This is a genomic window from Sphingomonas sp. BL2 (assembly GCF_056680015.1).
Map to the genome: position 1 here is coordinate 3,009,900 of NZ_CM155261.1, position 21,821 is coordinate 3,031,720.

At 64.5% G+C, this 21,821-nt stretch carries 17 protein-coding genes; 5 read left to right on the forward strand and 12 right to left on the reverse strand.

Annotation, left to right across the window (positions count from 1 at the left end; genetic code table 11):
• Positions 1-3: 3 nt before the first annotated feature.
• The 4 genes from AC1ME3_RS14085 to katG form a co-directional block, all read right to left on the reverse strand.
• Positions 4-945 (reverse strand): alpha/beta hydrolase, encoded by a 942-nt coding sequence (locus AC1ME3_RS14085; RefSeq protein WP_480953630.1) that lies wholly within the window; start codon positions 943-945, stop codon positions 4-6.
• Positions 946-1,341: 396 nt separating this feature from the next.
• Positions 1,342-3,891 carry an HWE histidine kinase domain-containing protein gene (locus AC1ME3_RS14090; protein ID WP_480953631.1) on the reverse strand — a complete coding sequence of 850 codons (2,550 nt, stop codon included), beginning with the start codon at positions 3,889-3,891 and terminating at the stop codon, positions 1,342-1,344.
• Between the two features lie 207 nt (positions 3,892-4,098).
• Positions 4,099-5,586, reverse strand: a complete 1,488-nt coding sequence (locus tag AC1ME3_RS14095) for a CYTH and CHAD domain-containing protein (protein WP_480955842.1) — start codon at positions 5,584-5,586, stop codon at positions 4,099-4,101.
• 267 nt (positions 5,587-5,853) lie between these two features.
• Positions 5,854-8,079 (reverse strand): catalase/peroxidase HPI, encoded by a 2,226-nt coding sequence (gene katG, locus AC1ME3_RS14100; protein ID WP_480953632.1) that lies wholly within the window; start codon positions 8,077-8,079, stop codon positions 5,854-5,856.
• Positions 8,080-8,490: 411 nt separating this feature from the next.
• On the opposite strand from katG, the gene AC1ME3_RS14105 reads away from it, so the two are divergent.
• Positions 8,491-8,877, forward strand: a complete 387-nt coding sequence (locus AC1ME3_RS14105) for a hypothetical protein (RefSeq protein WP_480953633.1) — start codon at positions 8,491-8,493, stop codon at positions 8,875-8,877.
• A gap of 101 nt (positions 8,878-8,978) precedes the next feature.
• On the opposite strand, the gene AC1ME3_RS14110 is transcribed toward AC1ME3_RS14105, so the two are convergent.
• The 4 genes from AC1ME3_RS14110 to AC1ME3_RS14125 form a co-directional block, all read right to left on the reverse strand.
• The gene (locus tag AC1ME3_RS14110; protein WP_480953634.1) at positions 8,979-9,257 is read right to left on the reverse strand and encodes a hypothetical protein; all 279 of its coding nucleotides are present in this window, start codon (positions 9,255-9,257) and stop codon (positions 8,979-8,981) included.
• Between the two features lie 70 nt (positions 9,258-9,327).
• Positions 9,328-9,831 (reverse strand): ferritin-like domain-containing protein, encoded by a 504-nt coding sequence (locus AC1ME3_RS14115; protein WP_480953635.1) that lies wholly within the window; start codon positions 9,829-9,831, stop codon positions 9,328-9,330.
• An 83-nt stretch (positions 9,832-9,914) separates the two neighbouring features.
• On the reverse strand, positions 9,915-10,379 hold the full coding sequence (locus AC1ME3_RS14120; protein WP_480953636.1) for a hypothetical protein: 465 nt from the start codon (positions 10,377-10,379) through the stop codon (positions 9,915-9,917).
• 77 nt (positions 10,380-10,456) lie between these two features.
• Positions 10,457-11,629 carry a zinc-dependent alcohol dehydrogenase gene (locus AC1ME3_RS14125; RefSeq protein WP_093400153.1) on the reverse strand — a complete coding sequence of 391 codons (1,173 nt, stop codon included), beginning with the start codon at positions 11,627-11,629 and terminating at the stop codon, positions 10,457-10,459.
• A 548-nt stretch (positions 11,630-12,177) separates the two neighbouring features.
• On the opposite strand from AC1ME3_RS14125, the gene AC1ME3_RS14130 reads away from it, so the two are divergent.
• The 4 genes from AC1ME3_RS14130 (at position 12,178) to AC1ME3_RS14145 (ending at position 15,990) form a co-directional block, all read left to right on the forward strand.
• The gene (locus AC1ME3_RS14130; RefSeq protein ID WP_480953637.1) at positions 12,178-12,843 is read left to right on the forward strand and encodes an HAD family hydrolase; all 666 of its coding nucleotides are present in this window, start codon (positions 12,178-12,180) and stop codon (positions 12,841-12,843) included.
• 5 nt (positions 12,844-12,848) lie between these two features.
• The gene (locus tag AC1ME3_RS14135; RefSeq protein WP_480953638.1) at positions 12,849-13,862 is read left to right on the forward strand and encodes an SDR family oxidoreductase; all 1,014 of its coding nucleotides are present in this window, start codon (positions 12,849-12,851) and stop codon (positions 13,860-13,862) included.
• The gene (locus AC1ME3_RS14140; protein WP_480953639.1) at positions 13,859-14,881 is read left to right on the forward strand and encodes a patatin-like phospholipase family protein; all 1,023 of its coding nucleotides are present in this window, start codon (positions 13,859-13,861) and stop codon (positions 14,879-14,881) included. Before AC1ME3_RS14135 ends, AC1ME3_RS14140 begins: the two co-directional genes overlap by 4 nt.
• A 95-nt stretch (positions 14,882-14,976) precedes the next feature.
• Positions 14,977-15,990 (forward strand): sensor histidine kinase, encoded by a 1,014-nt coding sequence (locus AC1ME3_RS14145; RefSeq protein WP_480953640.1) that lies wholly within the window; start codon positions 14,977-14,979, stop codon positions 15,988-15,990.
• Between the two features lie 77 nt (positions 15,991-16,067).
• Here the strand turns inward: AC1ME3_RS14145 and msrB are convergent, their stop codons facing one another.
• From msrB to AC1ME3_RS14165, 4 genes are all read right to left on the reverse strand, one after another.
• Positions 16,068-16,526: a peptide-methionine (R)-S-oxide reductase MsrB gene (gene msrB, locus AC1ME3_RS14150; protein ID WP_480953641.1), complete on the reverse strand. Its 459-nt coding sequence runs from the start codon at positions 16,524-16,526 to the stop codon at positions 16,068-16,070.
• 121 nt (positions 16,527-16,647) lie between these two features.
• Positions 16,648-17,178, reverse strand: coding sequence for a GNAT family N-acetyltransferase (locus tag AC1ME3_RS14155; RefSeq protein WP_480953642.1), 531 nt, complete (start codon positions 17,176-17,178; stop codon positions 16,648-16,650).
• The gene (locus tag AC1ME3_RS14160) at positions 17,175-17,774 is read right to left on the reverse strand and encodes a 4'-phosphopantetheinyl transferase family protein (RefSeq protein WP_480953643.1); all 600 of its coding nucleotides are present in this window, start codon (positions 17,772-17,774) and stop codon (positions 17,175-17,177) included. Before AC1ME3_RS14160 ends, AC1ME3_RS14155 begins: the two co-directional genes overlap by 4 nt.
• Complete coding sequence (locus AC1ME3_RS14165) at positions 17,771-21,796, reverse strand: Pls/PosA family non-ribosomal peptide synthetase (RefSeq protein ID WP_480953644.1); 4,026 nt, start codon at positions 21,794-21,796, stop codon at positions 17,771-17,773. The genes AC1ME3_RS14160 and AC1ME3_RS14165 overlap by 4 nt, the downstream gene beginning before the upstream one ends.
• Between the last annotated feature and the right edge of the window lie 25 nt (positions 21,797-21,821).

Here is a 21,821-nt window from a genome sequence, read left to right on the forward strand (position 1 = left end):
AGCTTACTGCGCCGGTTTCAGCCAGCCGTGCATCGCCATCCAGCGGGTGAATTCATCGAACCAGCCAGTGCTCGTCGTCGTCTTCGGGTACATGCCGAAGCCGTGACCGCCCTGTTCGAACAGGTGGAACTCGACCGGGCGCTTGGCCGTGCGCCAGCTGTCGATCAGCCCATAGCCGCCATTGCCGAAGAAGGGATCGTCCGCCGCGAGCGCAACGAACATCGGCGGCGCGTCGGCCGGCACCGTCATCGCGGTGAGCGGACCGTAGATGTTGCCGATAAACGCCGGTTTCGCGTCCTGCCCCGCGACGGTGGTCGCCATCGTCAGCATCGCCCCGGCTGAAAAACCGACCATGCCGATGCGAGCGGGGTCGACATGCCATTCGCCGGCACGCTTGCGGACGGTGGCGAACGCAGCGCGTGCATCGGCGATCTGCGGTGCCAGGCCTGCCATCATCGCGGCGGGGTCCGGCCGTGGTGGCTGCGCGCTCGGTGGCGTAGGACGTGCGAACGTCGCGAGATCCTGCGGCGTCTGATTCAGGCGATATTTCAGCACGAACGCTGCGACGCCCTTTGCGGCAAGTGCGCGAGCCACGTCCCAGCCTTCATTCTGCATCGACAGCGTGCGGAACCCGCCACCCGGCGCGACGATCACCGCGGTACCGGTGGCCTTTGCGGGATCCGGCAGGAAGGGGGTCAGCGTCGCGACGGTGACGTTGCGCGCGAACACGCTGCCATATTGCGAGTGCCACGCCTCCGGTGCGCTCGATGCGGGCAGTTTACCGGTATCAAGCACGATGGCGCCGGGCTGCGCCGGGATAGCGATAGGCGCCATGATATCGGTCTGTGCCATCGCTGGCGAGATCCCCATCGACAAGGTGGAGAGGCACAAAAGAGGGTGGCCAGCCCATCGACGAACGGCGGTCGCGCGGAACCCGAATCCCATAGTCGCTCTCCCAATTTTATCGTTATTTCCTCCAAGATATCGATAGCGCTACCACAGCGCAATGGGTCCAGACGCGCTTTCCACAGCAACCTGTGCAATGTGCACTATTGAGGTTCGGAACCCCCTGGATCAGGCTGCACGCCGGCACACGGTGTCCAATTCAGGGCGAAAACTAAACGCGTGCGCGATGGACGGGAAGGCATCGCCCATACCCAACGTCGGATTGGATCAGGCGCTCAGTCGTCCGCGAGAAGATGAGCGGCCGACTGATGCTCATTGCGGAGTCGCTACGCTCGCGGACAAAGGGATGCCTTGGAAAAGGGCCCGAACCCTTGATCGCGGCGGAGACCGGTCGGGTTTGTCAGCCCCTGGCAGTTTTTGTCGCCAGCGACCGGATCAACTACTCGCCGCTAGCAGCGCACCGATCGATGCCTTCGAATACGGCTTGGTTGCGATCGGGACTTGGCGGTGCTCGATCGGGAAATCGACCGCGTCGCCATAGCCGGACGCAAAGATGAAGCGCACACCGAGTTGGCGCAAGCGTTCGGCGATCGGCCAGCTCGTCTCGGTACCGAGGTTGATGTCAAGGAGCGCGAAGCCCGGTGTTTCCGAGTCCAACAGGCGCAGAGCCTCCTCCACGCTGCTCGCCACGAGTACGCTTTCAGCACCCAGGTCGATCAGCAACTGCTCCGCTTCGAGGGCGATGATGATATTGTCCTCGACCAACAGCGCTACGCCGGCGATCCAGGATTGCACGCTCTTCTCTCGGACGCTGATGGGTAGGATGGGAGAGGCATCGCCACCCTCCCGGATGAGGGTGGCAGGTACGACGAACCGCGCATGCAGCCCGGTCGGCGCGTAGTCGAGGCTCGCTTCCCCGCCAAGTTCGTGCGGAATCGACCGCTCGATGATCGTCGATCCGAAACCGCGCCTCGTTGGCGCCGCGACTTCGTTACCGCCAGTTTCGGTCCAAACTAGGACGAGATCGCCCTCTGGCAAAAGAGTCCAGGCGATCGTGACATGGCCCTTGGCACAGGCAAGTGCGCCGTGTTTGGCAGCGTTGGTCATGAGTTCGTGAATGACGAGCGCCACGGTCGAAAAGGCTTGCGGCTGTAGCAGCATGGGAGGCCCATCGAACGAAATGCGTGCGGCATCGTCGCCGAGGAACGCGCCCGCCTCGGTCGCGATCAGGGCGGCGAGCGAGCCCGGCCCCCAGTTCTTCGCGGTAATCTGGTCATGGGCACGCGCCAGCGCATGGATACGGTCGCCCAGTACCGAGGCGAAGGTATCGACGTCCTGCGCGCTGAGCCGGCTTTGCGCGACCAGGCCACGGATCAGCCCGAGGATGTTGCGGACGCGGTGGTTGAGTTCCGCGATCAGCAATTCCTGCTTCTGCGTCGTCGCCCGACCCTCCGTTGCCGACATACCCGCATTTTGCAGCACGATTTCGAGCAGCGTGACTCGCATCATCTCCGCGGCCGCGAGCTCGGCCGTCGTCCAGATCGTCGACTTGCCGCGCACGATCTCGCGCCAAGCACTAAAGCTCTTGCGGGGCGACAGGCGCGGTCCGTCGGGACCGACTTCATGCAATTTGTCGGGGCGGCCGGCCCAGGTGACGGCATGCGCGGTCTCGTGCCGGAAGAAGACCAGATAATCCTGGGTCAAGCGAGAGATGGGAAGGACGAGGAGCCCGGCCGCCCGGTCGACGAAATCTCGTGCCGGTGAATACATACGTCCTAGCTCTGCGGTGGCAAATATCCGGTCGGCAGCGTGTTCGTCCAGGAAAGGGCGCAGGCTCTGGCATTCCGGGATGGTCGGCGTGTCACCCTTCACGGTCACCACCCCGTCGACATAGGTCGCGAACCCGTCACACGGGATGAGGTGGGCAACATCGGCTGCGAGATGTGCGACGGTGCGCTTCGCCGCCCCGCGCTCGACCACTGTTGCGATCAACTGCCGGCGAAGTTCGCGCGTGTGCGCGTCATAGGATTCGATCTCGGCCCGCTCACGCTTCTCGATGAGCAGCGACAGGACCTCGCCAAAGAGTTCAGCGGTCGTCCGCTGCTCGAACCCGACGTGGCGCCGGCCCCGGTGGTGACACGAGATCAGTCCCCACAGCGCGCCGTCGCGCACCAGCGACACCGTCATGGTTGCGCCAACGCCCATGTTCTGGAGAAATTCGATGTGCATCGCGGAGTGCGTGCGCAGCGTACTCATCGACAGGTCGATCGGTCCCGTCGCAGCCCCCTCTAGGGCGACGAGCGGACTGGATTCGGCGTCGACCTCGACGAGGATCCGGACGGGATTGCGCACCAGCAACGCGCGCGCCTGCTTCGGAATATCGCTGGCCGGATAGCGCAGTCCCAGGAAGGGCTCGAGCCCGCTACGTGCGCGCTCCGCCACCACCTCGCCCGATCCGTCGGGATGGAACCGATAGATCATGACCCGGTCGAAGCCGGTCAGGGCCTGCATGAGCCGCGCCGCTTCGGGAAGGAAATCGGCCTGCGCCTTGATGCGCGCGAGCATCGAGCGCACCATCGCGCCGGCGTTCAGATCGATCGGGGTAGCGCTCGGCTCGGCCTCGACGATGATCAGATCCCGCGATCGGTGGATCGCGAGATCATAGTATCGACCGTCGTCCAAAAGCTGAACGCCAAAGCTTCGCTCGACGCCGTCCGGGGATATCAAGATCGACAACCGGTTGCGGATAGCGTGGACCGCTTCGTGCCGGATGACGTCCTGCAATTGGGCACCGAGTAGCGCGTTCACGGGCCGGCCGAGAAAATGATTGACGTTCGCGGATACGTGCGAAATCGTCCAGTCACCCGAAACCGCAAGCAAAAATCCAAAAGACTGGATCGAATTGATGTGCTGGATTTGCTCTCGGTCGCAGCTGTTGAGATCAGCGGTATATGGCGCGGGGGGTGCAAAATCGAGGTTGGGCACGCAAGCTCCTCAAACACCAATATTCGAGGAAAGCGCTGCATCGGCGAACAGTGTCAACAGCACTGCACGACAAAGGGCGGCCGCGCTAATTTAATCGACGAGATCAACCCCGATCGAGGAATAGGGCGGTCTCGAAACATGGCCCCGCGGCGTCGAGCCCAAACCTCATGTGCGATGCAAACGCCTTTTAAGGCTGCTCACAGCGCTTTACCAAAACCTCTTAGCGTCCATCAATCGCTCGTACGCTTCGGTCGCATCGGACAAGATCTGCTCCCGTTCGACTGCCGGCAACGACGTATGTTGATCCAAACCGTACCGCTCCATCAGCGCCGGCGCAGTCGCCAGATCGTTCAGGTTACCCAGATGGTCCTGCAAAGCCTGAAGATGTTTCGCGAACGCCTTGAACCGTCGCCGTGACGGTTTGTACGGGTACAGGCTTTGGAAAAACCCAGTCGCGTACCGCAGCTTCTTCGCCGTGATCCGGACCTCGTGGCGCGCTTCGTCGTCAAGGTGGTCGAGATCGCGACCGCGTCGCTTCATCCGCCGGCGCAATTTACCGATCACTTCGCTCGCGAAGATGGCCGCCGGCGCGTGTACCGCTTCCGGATCCGAAGGCTGGCTGCGCCAATCACCCAGCGCCGTCCATTCGACCATGTCGATCATCAGGTCGCGCGTACGTCGGGAGTCCAGCGCGTCCAGGGCGACCGTATACGCTTCGTCGCGCGCCACGAGGAGCGCGGGGTTCGTAGCCTCACCAAGTCGTTCACGAAGCACGTCGAGGTCGCGCGCGGGGCCGAGCGATCCTGCCAGCCATTTCAGTTCACTCGCGAGATGCGGAAAGCGATCGTCGGCGACGACGGGTTTGAAGATCGACAATGCGGACCGCAACCGCCGCAAGGCGACCCGGGTCTGGTGCAACGCCTCGTGGTCGGGAGAGCGCCGCAGGATGGTCTCGTTGAGCCGGAAATGCCGCAGGCAGGTTCCGACGATCTGCGCGAAGGCTTCGGCCGTGCTGGTATCCGCTGCAAGATGCAGTTTCTCGGCTTTGACCGCGTCCAGCGTCGCCGGGCCGATCAGCCGATATCCTCGCTCGGCCTTGGACAGGACGCCAAGCCGAAGCGGTATCTCGCCTCCGAGTGCGCGGGCAAGCGCGAAGATCGCAGTCGGCGAGCCGCCTTTCAGTTCGAGTTCGAGTTCGGATACGGGCGTTGCGCGGTCGCCAGCCGTGACGGTCCCAGTATCGGCAACCAGTTCGACAGTGCCGCCGTCGTGATCCACGACCCATTGCCGCCGCGTGATCGTGACAGTGAACGCGGGCTTGATCGTCTTGAGCGTTTCCCGTCCGATCAGCATCAGGATCGGCGTGCCGGACTCCAGCTGCGGTTCGAACCCCGCTACGTCACGTTCCCATTCCGGACGGACGAACAGGCCTGCCGCAGCACCGCCGCTGGCCTTGATCGTCTGGACATGTCTGCCGTCCGCGGTTCGTACGCGAAGGGAAAGCCCTGCCGCGCGGAGATCCTGGTTCGGCGTGTCGAAATAGGTCGACACCTGGTGAATGATCTTGGTCGGCGAGCTGGGAAGTATCTCGACTGCAACGAGCCGATCGATCTCGTCCGCATCGACCTCCAACTTCAGCTCGAGCTCATTCGCTACGTCGTCAGATGATGAATGGTGTGATGTGCCGATGTTCATCACCAGACAATCATTCACCCGGCGGATTGATCCGTCGACCACCTACAGGGCAGTCACATCGAGGTTCCGCAGCAATAGGCAGCAATAGCTCGACTTGGTCAGACTCGAACCTTCGGCCGCGATCGAGCCGGGCCCGCTTCTGTTGCATATCATGCGATGTCGGCAGATCAGCGCCTGCCAACATCCGCGCCAGACCGGGGCGCGGATAAGCGATGGTCGCCCGGAACATTGTCCGAACGACCACCGCTTGTCAGACGCCAACTACGCTCAGCTAGCCTGGTTGGACGACAGGGGCTTGGCCGTGACGTCGAAACGATCGGCGTTCATGACCTTGACCCACGCCTTGACGAAGTCGCGAACGAACTTCTGCTCGTGACCGTTCTCGGCATAGACTTCGGCCGTCGCGCGCAACTGCGAGTTCGAGCCGAAGATCAGGTCGGTGCGGGTCGCCTGCCACTTCTTCTCGCGACCGCCACGATCGTAGCCGATGAACTTCTCGTCGCTCGATGTGTCGACCAGATCCCAGAACGTGTCGTTGTCGAGCAGGTTGACGAAGAAGTCGTTCGTCAGCTGGCCCTTGCGCTCGGTGAGCACGCCCTCGGGCGCGTCGCCGAAGTTCGCACCGAGTACGCGCAGGCCACCGACCAGTACGGTCATCTCCGGCGCGGACAGGCCGAGCAGCGACGCCTTGTCGAGCAGCAGCTCCTCGGTCTTCACCGGGTGCCGCGTCTTCAGGTAGTTGCGGAAGCCATCGGCCTGCGGCTCCATCCACACGAAGCTCTCGACATCCGTCCACTCCTGCGTGGCGTCACCGCGTCCGCCAAGGAACGGCACCGATACGTCGTGACCGGCATCGCGCGCCGCCTTCTCGACCGCTGCAGAACCGGCCAGCACGATCGCATCGGCGAGCGACATATCGCCGCGCAGTTCGTTGAGCTTGGCCAGGACCTTGCTCAGCTGCTCTGGCTCGTTGACCGGCCAGTCCTTCTGCGGGGCGAGCGCAATGCGTGCGCCGTTCGCACCACCGCGGTGGTCCGACCGGCGATAGCTCGATGCCGACGCCCAGGCGGTCTTCACCAGCTCGCCGATCGTCAGCCCGCTCGACAGCACGGCGTCCTTGAACGCAGCAGCGTCGGCGTCCGACGGCGCGGTGCCCTCAGGAACCGGATCCTGCCAGATCAGCATCTCTTCTGGAACCTCAGGCCCGAGGTAGCGAACGCGCGGACCCATGTCGCGGTGCGTCAGCTTGAACCAGGCGCGTGCGAACGCGTCGTCGAGTGCCGACTGATCGTCACGAAAGCGCAGCGCGATCTCGCGGAACTCAGGGTCCATCTTCAGCGCCATGTCGGCGGTGGTCATCATCGTCGGCACGCGCTTGTTCGGATCTCGTGCGTCGGGGGCCATGTCCTCGTGCTCGGGGTTGACCGGCTGCCACTGCTTCGCGCCGGCCGGGCTCTCGGTCAGCTCATACTCGTACTTGAACAGCAGGCGCAGATAGTCGCCGGTCCACTTGGTCGGGTTGTTCGACCATGCGCCCTCGACGCCCGAGGTCGTGATATGGCCCTGGCCGATCTCCTCGCTGTCGGTCAGCCAGCCAAGGCCCTGCATGTGCACGGATTCGGAAGACGGCGCTTTGAAATGCGGGGCTGGCTTGGCGCCGTGCGCCTTGCCGAACGCGTGGCCGCCGGCGGTCAGCGCAACGGTTTCCTCGGAGTTCATCGCCATCCGCTGGAACGTCGCCTTCATGTCGCGAGCGGACAGGAGAGGGTTCGGATCACCGCCCGGACCTTCCGGGTTGACGTAGATGAGCCCCATCTGGATCGCGGCGAGCGGTCCTTCGAGCTCGGGCAGGTCTTCGCTGATGCGCGTCTGTGCGCCCTCGTTGACCCACAGCTCTTCAGCACCCCAGAACGTGTCGCCCTCGGAAGCGAAGACGTCCTTGCGGCCGCCGGCGAAGCCGAAGATCGGTCCGCCCATGCTCTCGATCGCGACGTTGCCAGCGAGGATGAACAGGTCTGCCCAACTGATGTTCTTGCCGTACTTCTGCTTCAGCGGCCACAACAGGCGGCGTGCCTTGTCGAGGTTGCCGTTGTCCGGCCACGAGTTGAGCGGCTCGAAGCGCTGCTGACCCGACGACGACCCGCCGCGACCATCGGTCACGCGGTAGGTGCCGGCGGCGTGCCACGCCATACGGATCATGAACGGGCCGTAGTGACCGTAATCAGCCGGCCACCAGGACTTGCTGTCGGTCATCAGCGCAGTCAGGTCAGCCTTCAGCGCGGCATAGTCGAGCTGCTGAAACGACTCGGCATAGTCGAACTCATCGCCCATCGGGTCGGGGGAGACGCCGTGCTGGTGCAGCATGTCGATCGGCAGCGCGTCCGGCCACCAATCCTTGTTCGTGCGACCCAGCAGCGAGCGGGCCTTGACCTCGCCGCCGCCGTTCGGGCCCATGGGGCAACCGCTGCTCTTGGGTTGTTCGTAATCGGCCATGTCGGCGTCCTCTCTCAATCAGTGTTACCTGCGTGATTGGAAGATGCGGACATGGCAGACATTTGTCCAATCGATTATACGGTCAGCATTAATTGGGCCAATCAATCATAGCGACATGCCCGAGGACGGCGGGACGTTCGGACCTTCCCTCATGACACCTTCCCTCATGACAAAGCCCGGTTTCCCTATCCCGGAACGTGCGGAGTACGAGGACCTAGATGACGGCACGCCCGCCTCGACCGTAACGGCGTTCGGAATGAGCCTTGGCTTGCGCGCCGCGCATTTCGACTTAGGTGAAGTTCAACGATGGAAGTTCCTACGAGACTTAACGCGTATCACGGCTTGCGACTTCGTACGATTGATCAGCAACCGTTCAGAAAAGCAACGGTACAAGGAACCATGTTCAAATCGATGCTTCTGACCGCCTTGGTTTTAGCCAGCCCTGCTGTTGCGGCCCACCGCGATACTCCGGACGTACATCTTCAGAAAATCCTGGCTGGTCGTGTCGTGGGCAAGCCCGTCAATTGCATCAGCCTGTCCGGCTCTAACGCGTCCCAGATCATCGACGGCAGGGCGATCGTCTACACGGTGGGCAGCCGGCTCTACGTCAATGTTCCACGGTCCGGCGCTGAATCCTTGCGTCGCGACGACATTCTCGTCACGCGTACCAATGGCTCGCAACTTTGCAGCATCGACACCGTGCGTCTGATCGATCGTGGATCCCGTTTCCCGCGCGGCTTCGTATCCCTTGGTCAGTTCGTTCCGTACAGCAAGGTAACCACCCGCCAAAGCAGGTGATAGCTGAACGGCTGAGGCGTGCTCAGTAGTGTGGCCAAGCTCAGCGGGGCGCTTCACGTACAGGTCGCGCAGCAGGATCTAATCGTCGAACGTGTCACGCCCTATGAACTCGTGGTTTTGATTTCCGTAATGTCGTTGTCGGACAGCCCCGGAGTTTCCTCGCGTAGGAATCCTAGAAGCTCAAGTATGTCCTGTGGGCCGAAGGTCATGTCGAGATCGTTCATCCGGATGACGACAGACTGCTGCGTCTCGGTCGGCAAGCCGGCAACGATGTCGGCGCAATCTTCCAGGGTGCCCTGTCCAATCGGTTCGGACGAAGCGACATCCAGCGTCTCTCCCGGATAGATGGTGGCCGCTTCGCTTAAGGGGTAAGTCGTCATCGGCGTTGCTTTCGTCGAATATATGGCAGGGGTCAGCGCCCGCCGAGCCGCGGTCGGCGGGCGCTAAAGCTTATTCGTCTTCGGCGTCGATGTTGACGGCCGTCTCGGCGAGCTTCGTCATATATTCGTCGCCACCGTAGATGTCCTTGGTGGCCGCGCTGAGCTTCTTGTGGTCGTCCTTGAGGCCGAGCGCCTTGGCATAGGCGGCGGCCGTACCGAACCCGGCGATCCCGTAGTGCGTCATCCGCTGATACTGCGCGATGATCATCACATCGAGCAGCGGGCCCTTCTCCGGACCTTCCTCGAGGACATGCTTGGTGGCTTCTGCGACGAGGCCTTCCATGCCCTTGCAATGCTCCTTCGAAACCTTCTCATCGTTCGATGCGATCAGGTCCTTGAGCAGGTCGGTATGCGTCTCGATGTCCGCCTGCGACTTGGTCAGCATCTCCTTCAGCGATGCGTCGCTCGCCTTGGACGTGATCTTCTTGAGGACCTTCTTCATCTGGTCGTTCGCGGACCACAGATCCTTCAGTTCGTCGGTGTAGATTTCCTGGAGATCTTCGGGTGCAGACATGGGATCATCCTTATGGGCTCACCGGCGGAATGCGCGGCGGCTGGTTTTGAATTGCGGGAAATGCAGACTTGGGCGCGGCGACCTCAGCCGGCGCCGGGCTGCTTCTGCTCGTCCTCGTAGTCGGCATCGGTACCGATCTTGCCGTCGGCCTCGGCCTCGGCGATGCCCGACGTCTCGACGACCTCGATTGTCTTACCTTCGGCCGCGATCTCATGCGGCTCGCGGTCCGCATCGGGGTCGGCGGCGATCGTCGTGCGGTCACTGCCGCTCGAGCCCGCGACGCCGTTTCCGGCATGGCCACCGTCTTCGCCCGCCTGGCCGCCGCCGTGATAGGCGATGTCGGTCTGGCCGCCATGCGCCATGAAACCGGTGTTCGTCTCGGTCTTGCCGGCATGCGGGTTGGGATAGGACCCGCCGCCACTTTCGCCGCCTTCGCTGCGGCCGTGAACGTCAGCGCCGTCCTTCCCGCGCGGCGAGTCCGAAACGCCGTCCGGCGCGCCCTTGCTGCCGGGATTGCCGGGAACGGGGGTCTGAACCTTGTCACTCATCGGTACGTCCTTCTGAATGTAGCGGATCAAAAACCGGCCCGGTCCGCTCATCGGGAGCGGACCGGGCCGAGAAGGGGTTACGGCCGGAGCACGACCTTGATGACGCCGTCCTGCTTGTCGCGGAACTTCTGGTACATCTCGGGCGCATCTTCGAGGCTGGCCGGGTGCGTCACGACGAAGCTCGGGTCGATGTCGCCCGCCTCGATCCGCGCGAGCAGCGGCTTGGTATAGGCCTGGACGTGGGTCTGGCCGGTCTTGATCGTCAGCCCCTTGTTCATCATCGCGCCGATCGGGATCTTGTCGCCCATCCCGACATAGACGCCGGGGATCGACACCGTACCGCCCATCCGGCAGCTCATGATCGCCTCGCGCAACACGTGTACGCGGTCGGTCGCGAGGAACGTCGCCGCCTTCACCTTGTCGATCACCGCATCCATGGCGCCATGCCCCGAAGCCTCTGCGCCGACCGCATCGATGCAGCTGTCGGGACCGCGGCCCTTGGTCCGGAACTGGAGCTCGTCATAGACGCTGTCGACTTCGGCGAAGTTGATCGTCTCCGCACCGCCAGCCTCGGCCATCGCCAAACGCTCGGGCACCTCGTCGATCGCGATCACGCGGCCCGCGCCCAGCATTAGCGCCGAGCGGATCGCGAACTGGCCGACCGGACCGCAGCCCCAGATCGCCACGGTATCGCCCGGCTCGATCTGCGCATTCTCGGCGGCCATGTAGCCGGTCGGGAAGATGTCGGAGAGGAACAGCGCCTGCTCGTCGGTGACGCTGTCGGGAACCTTGATCGGACCGATATCGGCCATCGGGACGCGCAGATACTCGGCCTGGCCGCCGCAATAGCCGCCCAGCATATGGCTGAACCCGAACAGACCGGCTGGCGAATGGCCCATCGCCTTGATCGCCATCTCGGAGTTCGGATTGGTCCGCTCGCACGCCGAGAACAGCCCCTTGCGACAAAAGAAGCAATCGCCGCAGCTGATCGTGAACGGCACGACGACACGGTCGCCGATCTTCAGATTGGTGACTTCGGAGCCGAGCGCGACGACGACGCCCATGTTCTCGTGCCCCAAGATGTCACCCGCCTGCATCGTCGGCTGATACCCGTCGAGTAGATGAAGATCGGACCCACAGATCGCGCAGGCCGTGACCTTGATGATCGCATCGCGCGGATGCTTGATCTCGGGATCTGCAACAGTATCGACCCGAACATCGCCTTTTCCATGCCAAACAAGTGCGCGCATCAGAAGATCTCCGTCATAGAATTGCAGCCTAGTGCTCACGCACGACACGACATCGCATCAGACATGACTCGGCAATGGCGCAAACGCCGCCTGATCATCATCAACACTATGCACCGTCGCCACGAAGTCTCGGCCGCGACGTTTCCGCGTCGCCGCCGTCAGCGTGAACATATCCCGGGGAGTATAGCGATCAAAGTGGCGTCATCGTTCCTGCGTCAAGCCAATATCCGCAGTTAAAATTCTATGTTGATTGTGATCAATATCGACGAACTTAAACTAAATTGAGATGCCACAATAAAATTCCATACATCGTAAGGACTTGTCCCGTCTGATCGCTCTGTGACATCGTTGCGGTTGCGACATTGATGCTGCGGCTTCCTCTGCGCGACGGCGATTGACCTACCAAGTTTGCGGACGCCGGGGCCAATTCGGAGTGTGGACCGTTAGGACGCTATCGCAGTCTGCCGACGCCGTTCGCCCGCCACGCCTTGCACGGCACTGCGGCGTTCCGACAGGCGGGTGCACGATTTCAGATCCGGGATAGCCTCATGCAGATCAAAGCCATTCTCTTCGATATCGACGGCACGCTGGTCGACACCAACGACATGCACGTCCTCGCCTGGGAGGAGGCGTTCGCGACCGTCGGCGCGTCGTTCGACCGCCAGATGATCCACGACCAGATCGGCAAGGGGACCGACATGCTCGTGCCGACGCTGCTGCCCGACGCGGACGAGGATCAGCAGGAAAAGCTCGGCGACACGCACGGCGCGATCTTCAAGGCAAAATACCTGGAAACCGCCAAGCCGTTCGCGCAAGCGCACGACCTTCTGGCCCACGCGCATGGTCTCGGGCAGCAGGTCGTACTGGCATCGTCGGCCTCCGAGGCAGAACTCGACCATTACATAGACCTGCTCGACGCACGCGACCTGATCGCCGCGACGACGAGCAGCGACGACGTCGAGAAGACCAAGCCCGCACCGGACATCTTCGCGACCGCGCTGAAGAAGCTGCCGGGAATCGATCCCACCGAGGTGATCGTGGTCGGCGACACGCCCTACGACATCGAAGCCGCGGCCAAATGCGGAATCGCCGCGGTCGCGGTCCGATCGGGCAAGTTCAAGGACGAGCAACTTAAGTCGGCAGGCGCGATCGCGATCTACGACGACGTGGCGGCCCTGCTCGCCGGCTACGCAACCTCGCCGCTGGGACGCTGATCGCCATGGCCATCACCCTGAAACCCCTCCGCGATCAGATCATCGTCGTCACCGGCGCAACCAGCGGCAACGGTCTCGCCATAGTCGAGGAAGCCGTGCGCCGCGGTGCGGCCGTCGTGGCCACCGCGCGGAACGAAGCAGCGCTCGAGGCACTCCGCGATCGCCTGTCCGCCGATGGCGGACGCGTCGCGATCTGCGCCGCGGACGTCAGCGACATGGCCGCCGTCGAGCGTGTGTCGGCCGTCGCGATCGAAGCGTTCGGCGGCTTCGACAGCTGGGTCAACAACGCCGGCACCGGCACCTACGGCACGCTCGAGCAAGTCCCGGTCGCCGATCACCGCCGGGTATTCGACGTCAACTATTTCGGCGTGCTGCACGGATCGCTGGTCGCCGCGCGGCATCTACGCGGCCGTGGCGGCGCCATAATCAACGTCGGTTCGATCCTTAGCGACCGCGCGATCGTCGAGCAGGGTCCATATTGCGCGACCAAGCATGCGGTGCAGGCGCTGACCGACACGCTGCGGATGGAACTGGAGCAGGAGGGGGCCAACATTTCCGTCACCCTCATCAAGCCGGGCGCGATCGACACGCCGTTCCCCGAGCATGCGCGCAACTTCATGGATCAGCCACCACGCCTGCCGCCGCCGCTCTACGCACCCTCGGTCGTTGCCGACGCGGTGCTGTTTGCCTGCGAGACTCCGCGACGCACACTGTATGCCGGGGGCGGGGGGCTGCTGTCCTCGCTCCTTTCGCGCGCGGCGCCACGGTTGAGCGACAAGATCATGGAACTGGTCGGCACCGTCGCGCAGCAAAAACCGGAAGATCCCGGTGACCCGGCGCGCCGCGACAACCTCTATGAGCCGCGCGTCGATGCATTGCGCGGAAGCCAGGACGTCCATGCGCGGAAATCGAGCACCGTATTGCAGGCACAGAAACTCCATCCCGCCATCCTGTTGCTCGGTGTCGCCGGAGCCGGGATCGCGGTCGCGCTCAGCCGGCCGAAGGATACCAGCCGGTGACACCGGACGCCGAACGGGCAGGGGCCGCGCGCGACTTCGACGTTGCGCTCGTCCTCAGCGGCGGCAACGCGCTCGGCGCGTTCGAAGCGGGTGTCTACGAAGCACTGCATGAGCACGATCTCCAACCGGACTGGATCATCGGCGCCTCGATCGGCGCGATCAACGGGGCCCTCATCACCGGTTCCGCTCCCGATCGCCGGATCGAGACGTTGCGAACGTTCTGGCGACCCGCACCGTCTGGCGCCGCGGCGCCCCCTTGGTTGAGTGCCCTCGAAACCAGCCGCCGGACGAACGCGGTCGGCTGGTCCGCAACGCTCGGTCGTCCCGGCATTTTCGGCCCCATGCTCTCCGCCTTCACACCGTGGACCGACAGCCGGCCGTCGATCTTCGAAACCAACCAGCTTGGCACGACACTGGAAACGCTGGTCGACTTCGAGCGCCTCAATGCCGGCCCGTGCCGCTACACCGCGACTGCGGTCGATCTCGAAACCGGCAACGATGTCGTATTCGACAGCGCCGCGATGCAGATCGGACCCGATCACGTCCGCGCCAGCGCCGCACTGCCGGTCGCGTTCCCCCCAGTGGAGATCGACGGCCGCTGGCTGGTCGACGGCGGGCTGTCCGCGAACCTGCCGCTCGACCCGGTTCTCAGCGAACCGCCACCGCGACCAACACTGTGCATCGCGATCGACCTGTTGCCGCTCCACGGTCCACGCCCGACGACATTGGGCGAGGCGACGAGCCGCATGCAGGATCTGATCTTCGCCGCGCAATCCCGCCGCACGATCGAACGGTGGCAGGCAGCGCATGCCGGCCGCCAGGATTTCGCGCTGTCGCTGGTCCGACTCGCCTATACCGAGCAGGCAGATGAAGTCGCCGGCAAGGCGCTCGACTTTTCAGGGCCCACGATCGAACAGCGCTGGTCGTCAGGCAATCGCGCCGGGATGCTGGCCGTCGAGGCAGTAGAGGCCGGAACGCTGTCGATCGGGCTGCCTGGTTTCAACACGGTAACGATCTAGCCCGTGACACCGCTTGCGCGAAGTTAACGTAAACGGATTGCAATGTGTATTAGGCGTCGTAGCCGGACTTTGCGTCCGGACGGGGGATTGCAGAAGTGACTGCGGACGGAACTGCCGAGATACCGAGGGCGCACGCTTGGGAACCCGAACATCTGCGGCTCGCGGTCAGCGCGGCCGGGGTTGCGCTATGGGCCTGGAACGTCGACACCGACGGCTTCACGATGGACGAGCGCGGCTTCGACCTATGGGGCCTGCCATGGCGTGCCGAAGTCACGTTCGAGGAATTGTCGGCGCACATCCATCCCTCCGATCGCGACCGCGTCCGGTCGGCGTTCGCCGCCACCCGCGCGGTACTGGGGAGCTACGAGACCGATTTCCGGATCATGATCGGCGAAGAGGTCCGCTGGATTTCGGCACGCGGGCAGGGCGAGGATGTCGGGATCGTCGGACGGACGATGTTCGGCATCTTCCTCGACGTCACCGGTCGCAAGCAAGCCGAGGAGAGCAACGAACTCCTCGCCGGCGAGATGAGCCACCGCGTGAAAAACCTGCTGGCAATCGCTAGCGGACTCACCGCGATCACCTCGCGCACCGCCCCCAATACGCAGGACATGGCGCGCGAACTGACTGAGCGACTGACGGCGCTCGGACGCGCGCATGATCTCGTCCGACCGTTGCCGGGAGGGCAAGGCGACGCCGCGTTGCTCGGCGATCTGCTGTCGGTTCTGCTGGCGCCGTATGACGACATGGGCGCGTTCAAGGGCCGGATCCGGGTTGCAGTCGAGCGGATGGGTGTCGGAGAAAACGCGGCGACCGGGCTGGGGCTGATCATCCATGAACTCGCGACGAACTCGATGAAATACGGCGCGTTGTCGTCGCCGACGGGGACGCTCGATCTATCGAGTTCAGCAGATGATGGTTTCGTAGCGCTCGCATGGCTCGAACGAGGGGGCCCCGCAGTCGAAACGCCCGATGCTGCCGAAGGGTTCGGGAGCAAGCTCGTTCGAAGAAGCGTAGCCGGGCAGCTTGGTGGCACGATCCACTATGAATGGCCGCCCGAGGGCGTAATCATCACGCTCAGGATGAGCAGGGACAGGCTGACGTCATAGTGCGTCCAACTCAGCCATCGGTTGTTCGATGACCAACGCGATGGTTAGTGTCGAACCGGGGCAACGCTGGCCGACCGTTAGATGCCCGGGTGCGTTTCGTCGACGAGGTCGAGATACGCGGCATAACCCTGCTCCGCCATGTCCGCCCGCGGTACGAAGCGTAGCGCCGCCGAATTGATGCAGTAGCGTAGGCCGCCACGGGTACGGGGGCCGTCCTTGAACACATGGCCAAGATGACTGTCGCCGTGGACGGAGCGCACCTCGGTCCGGGGTATCAGCATCGACCAGTCACGCCGGGCATGAACGTTCTCAGGCTCGATCGGCCTGGTGAAGCTGGGCCAACCGCAGCCGGACTCATATTTATCCGCACTGGCGAACAGCGGCTCGCCCGAGACGACATCGACATAGATCCCCGGCGCCGTGTTGCCCAACAATGCACCGCTACCGGGCCGCTCGGTGCCGTTCCTTTGCGTCACCCTGAATTGCTCCGGCGTCAAAGCGGCGACGGCGTCTTGGGTCTTGCGATAGCGGGTCATGGTAACTCCGTTGACCGGGACATGTTTGGCCGGCTCTGGTACCGAAAAATGCTCGGCTCGTGCCGCAGACTGGACGAACTGCCGCCGGCACCGCGTCAGTATTGGGCTGACACGTTGCGCCTCATGCCTGAAGGTTGACAGCGACTTTCTTTCGAACCCCCTCGCATTTCAGCACGAGGTCGGACAACGGTTCTGCGGAGAGGTCGAAGCGGAGTTCGTGCATGTCCATGCCGGAGCGGTAGCCAGCGGCCCAGACGCTGGTCAGTTCGAAGCCGCAATGCTGGAAGAACGGCGAGACCAGCGGCGAGGTGTCGACGGTGACGTAGCGCGTAGGTGGCTCGGCCGAAGTGGCTACATGGAGCAGGCGTTCGAACAGCAGCAGCTTGCCGAGACCGGTGCCGTGATATGCGCGCGCGGCCATGCCCCAGAAGAGCAGCGCCTTGTTGTAATGCTCCCAGATCTCGTAGCCGCCGAACGCGCCTGGGACGCCGTCGATGTCGATCACGAATGCCGGGCCGTCGGGGTCGTCGAGCGTTTCCTCAAGCCATTCGCGGTCGCCAGCACCGAAATACTCGGGGAGGTTCGAGTCGAAGATCGCGATGACGGCGGCGCGGTCCTTCTCCTCGTAGCGGCGGGTCAGGATTCTGGTCATGGCTGGCTCCACTGCGCGATGGTCTCGATCGCGTCGGGGGTGGAACGGCTCCAGCAGCGCGAAGTGCCTTCGAAGGTTGCGGTTGCGTGGGTTGGATCGGTAACGACGGTTTCGATCGATTCAGGGCGGATGCGGCGGGGTTCGCCTATGAGCTTCGCGTGCGCTTCCTTGATCGTCCAGCGGCGGAGCCACGCGGGGGGCTGCGCGGGAGCGGGCAGGCGGCGGAGCGCGTCGGCTTCGATCGGGGTCAGCATGTCCCATAGCGGAGCGTGGTCGTCGATGACCTCGCGGTCGACCGCGATCGGCTGGCGTGCAACGCCGATCAGGGTGTGTGCACCGCGGCTGGAGAGGCTGAGATACCAGCTGCCGGGGGCGCAAACGATCGGCGCGCCAGCCGGACTGCGTGTCAGGCGAACATCGACGGACTCGCCGGCGAGTTTGCGGATCAGGGCGGAGGCCAGGCCGTGCCGGATCGCGCGTGCATCGCCTTGCAGGCCGCCGGCGTGAGGTCCAGTCTCTGCGACGCTCCACGCCACTGGCGACTGCCCGTCCCAGACGAGTGCATCGAGTGGACCGTCGTGCCAGACCGGCGTCACGTCGCGACGGCGATCCGTGCGGGGCTCCCGTCCCAGCTCGTGCCGTCGGGCAGCGTCTCGCCCTTCATCACCACCGACAGGTCGCCGAGTTGCGCGTCGGCACCGATCTCCGCGTCGTACAGGACGATCGCGAGCGAGCCGATCGTCGCGCGGTCGCCGACGCGGATCGCGCCGACCTTCATGACGCGGTCCTCGAACAGATGCGTCTGCAAGCCGGCGAAGTCGTTGAGCGCGACGTCGTCGCCGATATCGACGAGGTCGTGCTCGGTCAGGTCGGTGGTGTCGATGTAGCAGCGCTTGCCGATCCGCGCGCCCATCAGGCGGAGGTACACGCCGATCCACGGGGTGCCGCGTAGCGGTTCGAGCAGGTTGGCGACCGCCAGGTTCTCGTAGGTCGCGGTGACGAGTTCGGTCCGCCAGACGAACGGGCTCCAGAGCGGCGCGGTGGTGACCTTGTAGCGGCCGACCACGAGCCATTTGAGCGCGAGCACGAAGATCCCGCAGGCGAGGCAGAAGCCAACGTACAGGAAGGGGAAGGTCGCCGCGACGACCAGCGCACCGTTGTCGAGATCGTCGAGGTCGCCGACCACCGACAGAAGCAAGCTGAAAAACACCAGGAACGCGGTCAGCGACAAGGTGGTGCGGACCGCCTCGATCGACAGGCGCGTCGCGATCAGCGCGCGCGACGGGTTGAACCGCGCGCCCTCGTCGAACATCGTGTTGACCTGTCGTACCGGCAGCTTGATCGCGGGCGAGCCGAACCACGTGCTGCCCGCCTCGGTGGCGAGTGCGGGATCGCTCGGCGGCTTCGAGAGCACGCCGACGAGCACTTCGTCGCCGATCTGCGTGCCGCTCGGCAGCAGTGCGGAATTGCCGATGAAGCTGCGACGGCCGATCTTCGTGTGCGCGAGCTCGATCGTGCCGTGGCCGATCCGCGCGGCGCCGAAGATCACCGAATCGGCGATAAAGCTCTCCTCGCCGATCTCTACCAGGTCCGGCACGATCGCGCTGGCGGTCGAGATTTCGGCGCGACGGCCGACCTTCACGCCGAGCGCACGGTACCACGGCACGACGTACAGCGTCGCGAAGATCGGGTGGAGCAGGCGCAGCGCGAGGTCGTTGATCTGCTGGACGAACCAGTAGCGGACGTAGAACCCGCTGTTCAGCGCATACACCGCGGGTGCGACGCGGCCGAGGATCAGGCGCTTGGCGGCCACCGTCAGCACGCACATCATCACGACATAGGTGACCGCGAGCAGCGGCGCGACCGCGACATAGGCATAGCCGCTGGTCGCCCAGTCGAGCTCGATCAGCGCGATCAGGCCGGGCGCGATCGGCAGGATTGCGACCAGCGGCAGGAGCAGCGCGCACAGGAACAGACCGATCGCAGGGCCGGCGTTGCGCGGAACTGCGATGGCCGGGCGGCGGGGCGCATCGCCGTCATGCGCGGCGGGCGAGCCGGCCCAGCGCTGGCCGGCCGGGATCGTCGTATCCGCCGGCAGCGCGGACAGGTCGTCGAGCATCGCGTCGTCGCCGAGCGCGGCGTTGCGCCCGACCACCGCCATCGACCCGACGAACGCGCCCTTGCCGAGCTTTACCGTGCCCAATCGGAGCAGTCCGCGCTCGACCGAACTGGTCGACAGCACCGACTGGTCGCTGATGATCGCATCGTCGTCGGCGTAGAGCAGGTCGGCAGTGTCGATGATCCCGGTGCCGATATGGACGCGTTCGCCGATCTTCGCGCCCATCATCCGGTAATAGCCGCGGATCATCGGCGTGCCCGCGAGATACGGCGTCGCGGTCACGCCGATGATCCGGCGGACCAGCCACCAGCGGAAATAATAACTGCCCCAGAGTGGGTAATCGCCCGCCTTGAAGCGCCCGACGATCAGCCATTTGAGCGCGATCGACAGGAACATCGACGCGATCGGCACGACCGTGAAGAACAGCCCGCTGAGGATCAGCGCGTCGACCCGCGGCATGTCGCCGGCGAGATGCGTGTAGGCGAGATAGGGCGAGAACCACTGGAGCCCCGCCAGCGTGTAGATCGGCAGCAGCGCGAGCGTCTGCGCGGCGACGCACAGCCGACGCTTCCACGGCGCGATATGGTGGAAGCTGGTCTCGTCGAGGATCGCGACGGGCATGGTGCCACCGATCCGTAACGCCAGAGCGCGGATCGTCGGCGCGGCGTAAACGTCCTCGAGCGACAGCCCTTCGAGGCCGCGGACCTTTCGCGCCGCCGAAACGAGCCGTGCGGCCTTCAGCGAATGCCCACCGAGATCCTCGAACAGGTCGTCGAGCACCGATACCGGCTGCGGCGCGAACGCCTCGGCCCAGACGCGGTGCAGGCTTTCCTCCAGCGGCGTTGCGGGCGCGACCATCTCGCGGTCCGACGTCACGGTGATCTCGGGCTTGACCAGCGCCTTGCGGTCGACCTTCCCCGATGCCGGCAGCGTCGGCATGTGCGAGAGGATCTGATACCCTGCCGGGCGCATGTAATTGGGGAGACGCTCGGCGACGCGGGCCTTGAGGCCGACCATGTCGATCTCTTCGGCGGGGCGGGCGATCAGGAAGGCGGCGAGGAATTCGGAGCCATCGCCGTCGGTGAAGAGCTGGACGACGGTTTGCGCGACGCCAGGCCATTCGCCGATCACCGCCTCGATCTCAGCGAGCTCGACGCGGAAGCCACGGATTTTCACCTGCGTGTCGATGCGCCCGACGAAATCGATGTCGCCCGCCGCGTCGAGCTTCACCAGGTCGCCCGACCGGTAGATGCGTTCGGGGGCACCGGAAGGCCCGTCGAACGGCGTCATGATGAACTTCTCGGCGGTCAGGTCGGGGCGGTTGACGTAGCCGACGCCGACGCCGGGGCCGCCGATGACGAGTTCGCCTTCCTGGCCGTCGGGGACCGGCTGCATATGCTCGTCGACCACCCAGGCGGTGTAGCCGGGGAGGGGCTTGCCGATCGTGATGCGCTGGCCGGGGAACACCTCGGTCCAGGTCGCGGTGACCGACGTCTCGGTCGGGCCGTAGGTGTTGAGCAGGCGGAGGCTCGGACGCGCGAGCCGGCGCGGCAGGTCGGCCGGGCACGCTTCGCCGCCCATGTTGAGCAGGCGCAGCGTCGGCACCGGATGCTCGACGAGCGCGATCAGCGAGGGGACGACGTGCCAGATCGTCGTGTTCGCTTCGGCCAACGCGATCGCCACGTCGGGGCCGCTGGTCGCCAGCGCCTCGGTCGCGACCAGCACGACCGCACCGACGAAGAACGCGCTCCACATCGTCTCGACCGACATGTCGAACGCGAGGCTGAATCCGCCGAACACCACGTCGGCGGGGGTCAGATCGAGGATCGCGCTTTCCGAGCGGACAAGGTGGCACGCGTTGCCGTGCGAGATCATCACGCCCTTGGGCCGGCCGGTCGTGCCCGAGGTGTAGATGATGTAGGCGAGGTCCTGCGGCGTTGCCTGCGTGACGTCACGGCCGATCGGTTCGGACGGCTCGGCCGCGAGATCGCCCAGCGCTGCGTCGAGCGCGAGCGTTTTCCCCTTGAGGTTGGCGACGCGGCTGGCGACGGTGATCGTCAGCGCGGCCTCGCTGTCCTCGACAATGAAGTCGATGCGGTCCTGCGGATAGCCCCAATCGACCGGCACATAGGCCGCCCCGGCGCGCAGCACGCCGAGGATGGCCATATACTGGTCGAGCCCGCGCGGAAGGCACAGCACGACGCGGTCGCCGCGGCCGATCCCCATCGCCCGCAGGCGGTGCGCGAGCGCGAGGCTGCGCGTGGCGAGATCGGTATAGGTCCAGGCGGTCTTGCGGTCGTATTCCTCGTCCGCGCCGATCAGTCGCAGCGCGATCGCGTCGGGATGCGTCGCGCGCGTGGCGTCGAAGATCTCGTGCAGCAGTTCATCGCGCGCGTAAGGCTCGGCTGCCCGCAGCGCCGGCGCGGGAGCGATAGGCGCGATACCTCGCTGCGGCAAAATAGCATGTTCCGAGGGGCTTACCGAAGTATCGTGCTGCATGCTGTTGCCTTAGCCGAACTGCCGC

Excerpts from the sequence above, each read along its gene's own strand:
- AC1ME3_RS14085 (WP_480953630.1), bottom strand. The coding sequence starts at position 945 with ATGGGATTCGGGTTCCGCGCGACCGCCGTTCGTCGATGGGCTGGCCAC.
- AC1ME3_RS14095 (WP_480955842.1), bottom strand. The coding sequence starts at position 5,586 with ATGAACATCGGCACATCACACCATTCATCATCTGACGACGTAGCGAAT.
- katG (WP_480953632.1), bottom strand. The coding sequence starts at position 8,079 with ATGGCCGATTACGAACAACCCAAGAGCAGCGGTTGCCCCATGGGCCCG.
- AC1ME3_RS14105 (WP_480953633.1), top strand. The coding sequence starts at position 8,491 with ATGCTTCTGACCGCCTTGGTTTTAGCCAGCCCTGCTGTTGCGGCCCAC.
- AC1ME3_RS14110 (WP_480953634.1), bottom strand. The coding sequence starts at position 9,257 with ATGACGACTTACCCCTTAAGCGAAGCGGCCACCATCTATCCGGGAGAG.
- AC1ME3_RS14115 (WP_480953635.1), bottom strand. The coding sequence starts at position 9,831 with ATGTCTGCACCCGAAGATCTCCAGGAAATCTACACCGACGAACTGAAG.
- AC1ME3_RS14120 (WP_480953636.1), bottom strand. The coding sequence starts at position 10,379 with ATGAGTGACAAGGTTCAGACCCCCGTTCCCGGCAATCCCGGCAGCAAG.
- AC1ME3_RS14125 (WP_093400153.1), bottom strand. The coding sequence starts at position 11,629 with ATGCGCGCACTTGTTTGGCATGGAAAAGGCGATGTTCGGGTCGATACT.
- AC1ME3_RS14130 (WP_480953637.1), top strand. The coding sequence starts at position 12,178 with ATGCAGATCAAAGCCATTCTCTTCGATATCGACGGCACGCTGGTCGAC.
- AC1ME3_RS14135 (WP_480953638.1), top strand. The coding sequence starts at position 12,849 with ATGGCCATCACCCTGAAACCCCTCCGCGATCAGATCATCGTCGTCACC.
- msrB (WP_480953641.1), bottom strand. The coding sequence starts at position 16,526 with ATGACCCGCTATCGCAAGACCCAAGACGCCGTCGCCGCTTTGACGCCG.
- AC1ME3_RS14155 (WP_480953642.1), bottom strand. The coding sequence starts at position 17,178 with ATGACCAGAATCCTGACCCGCCGCTACGAGGAGAAGGACCGCGCCGCC.
- AC1ME3_RS14165 (WP_480953644.1), bottom strand. The coding sequence starts at position 21,796 with ATGCAGCACGATACTTCGGTAAGCCCCTCGGAACATGCTATTTTGCCG.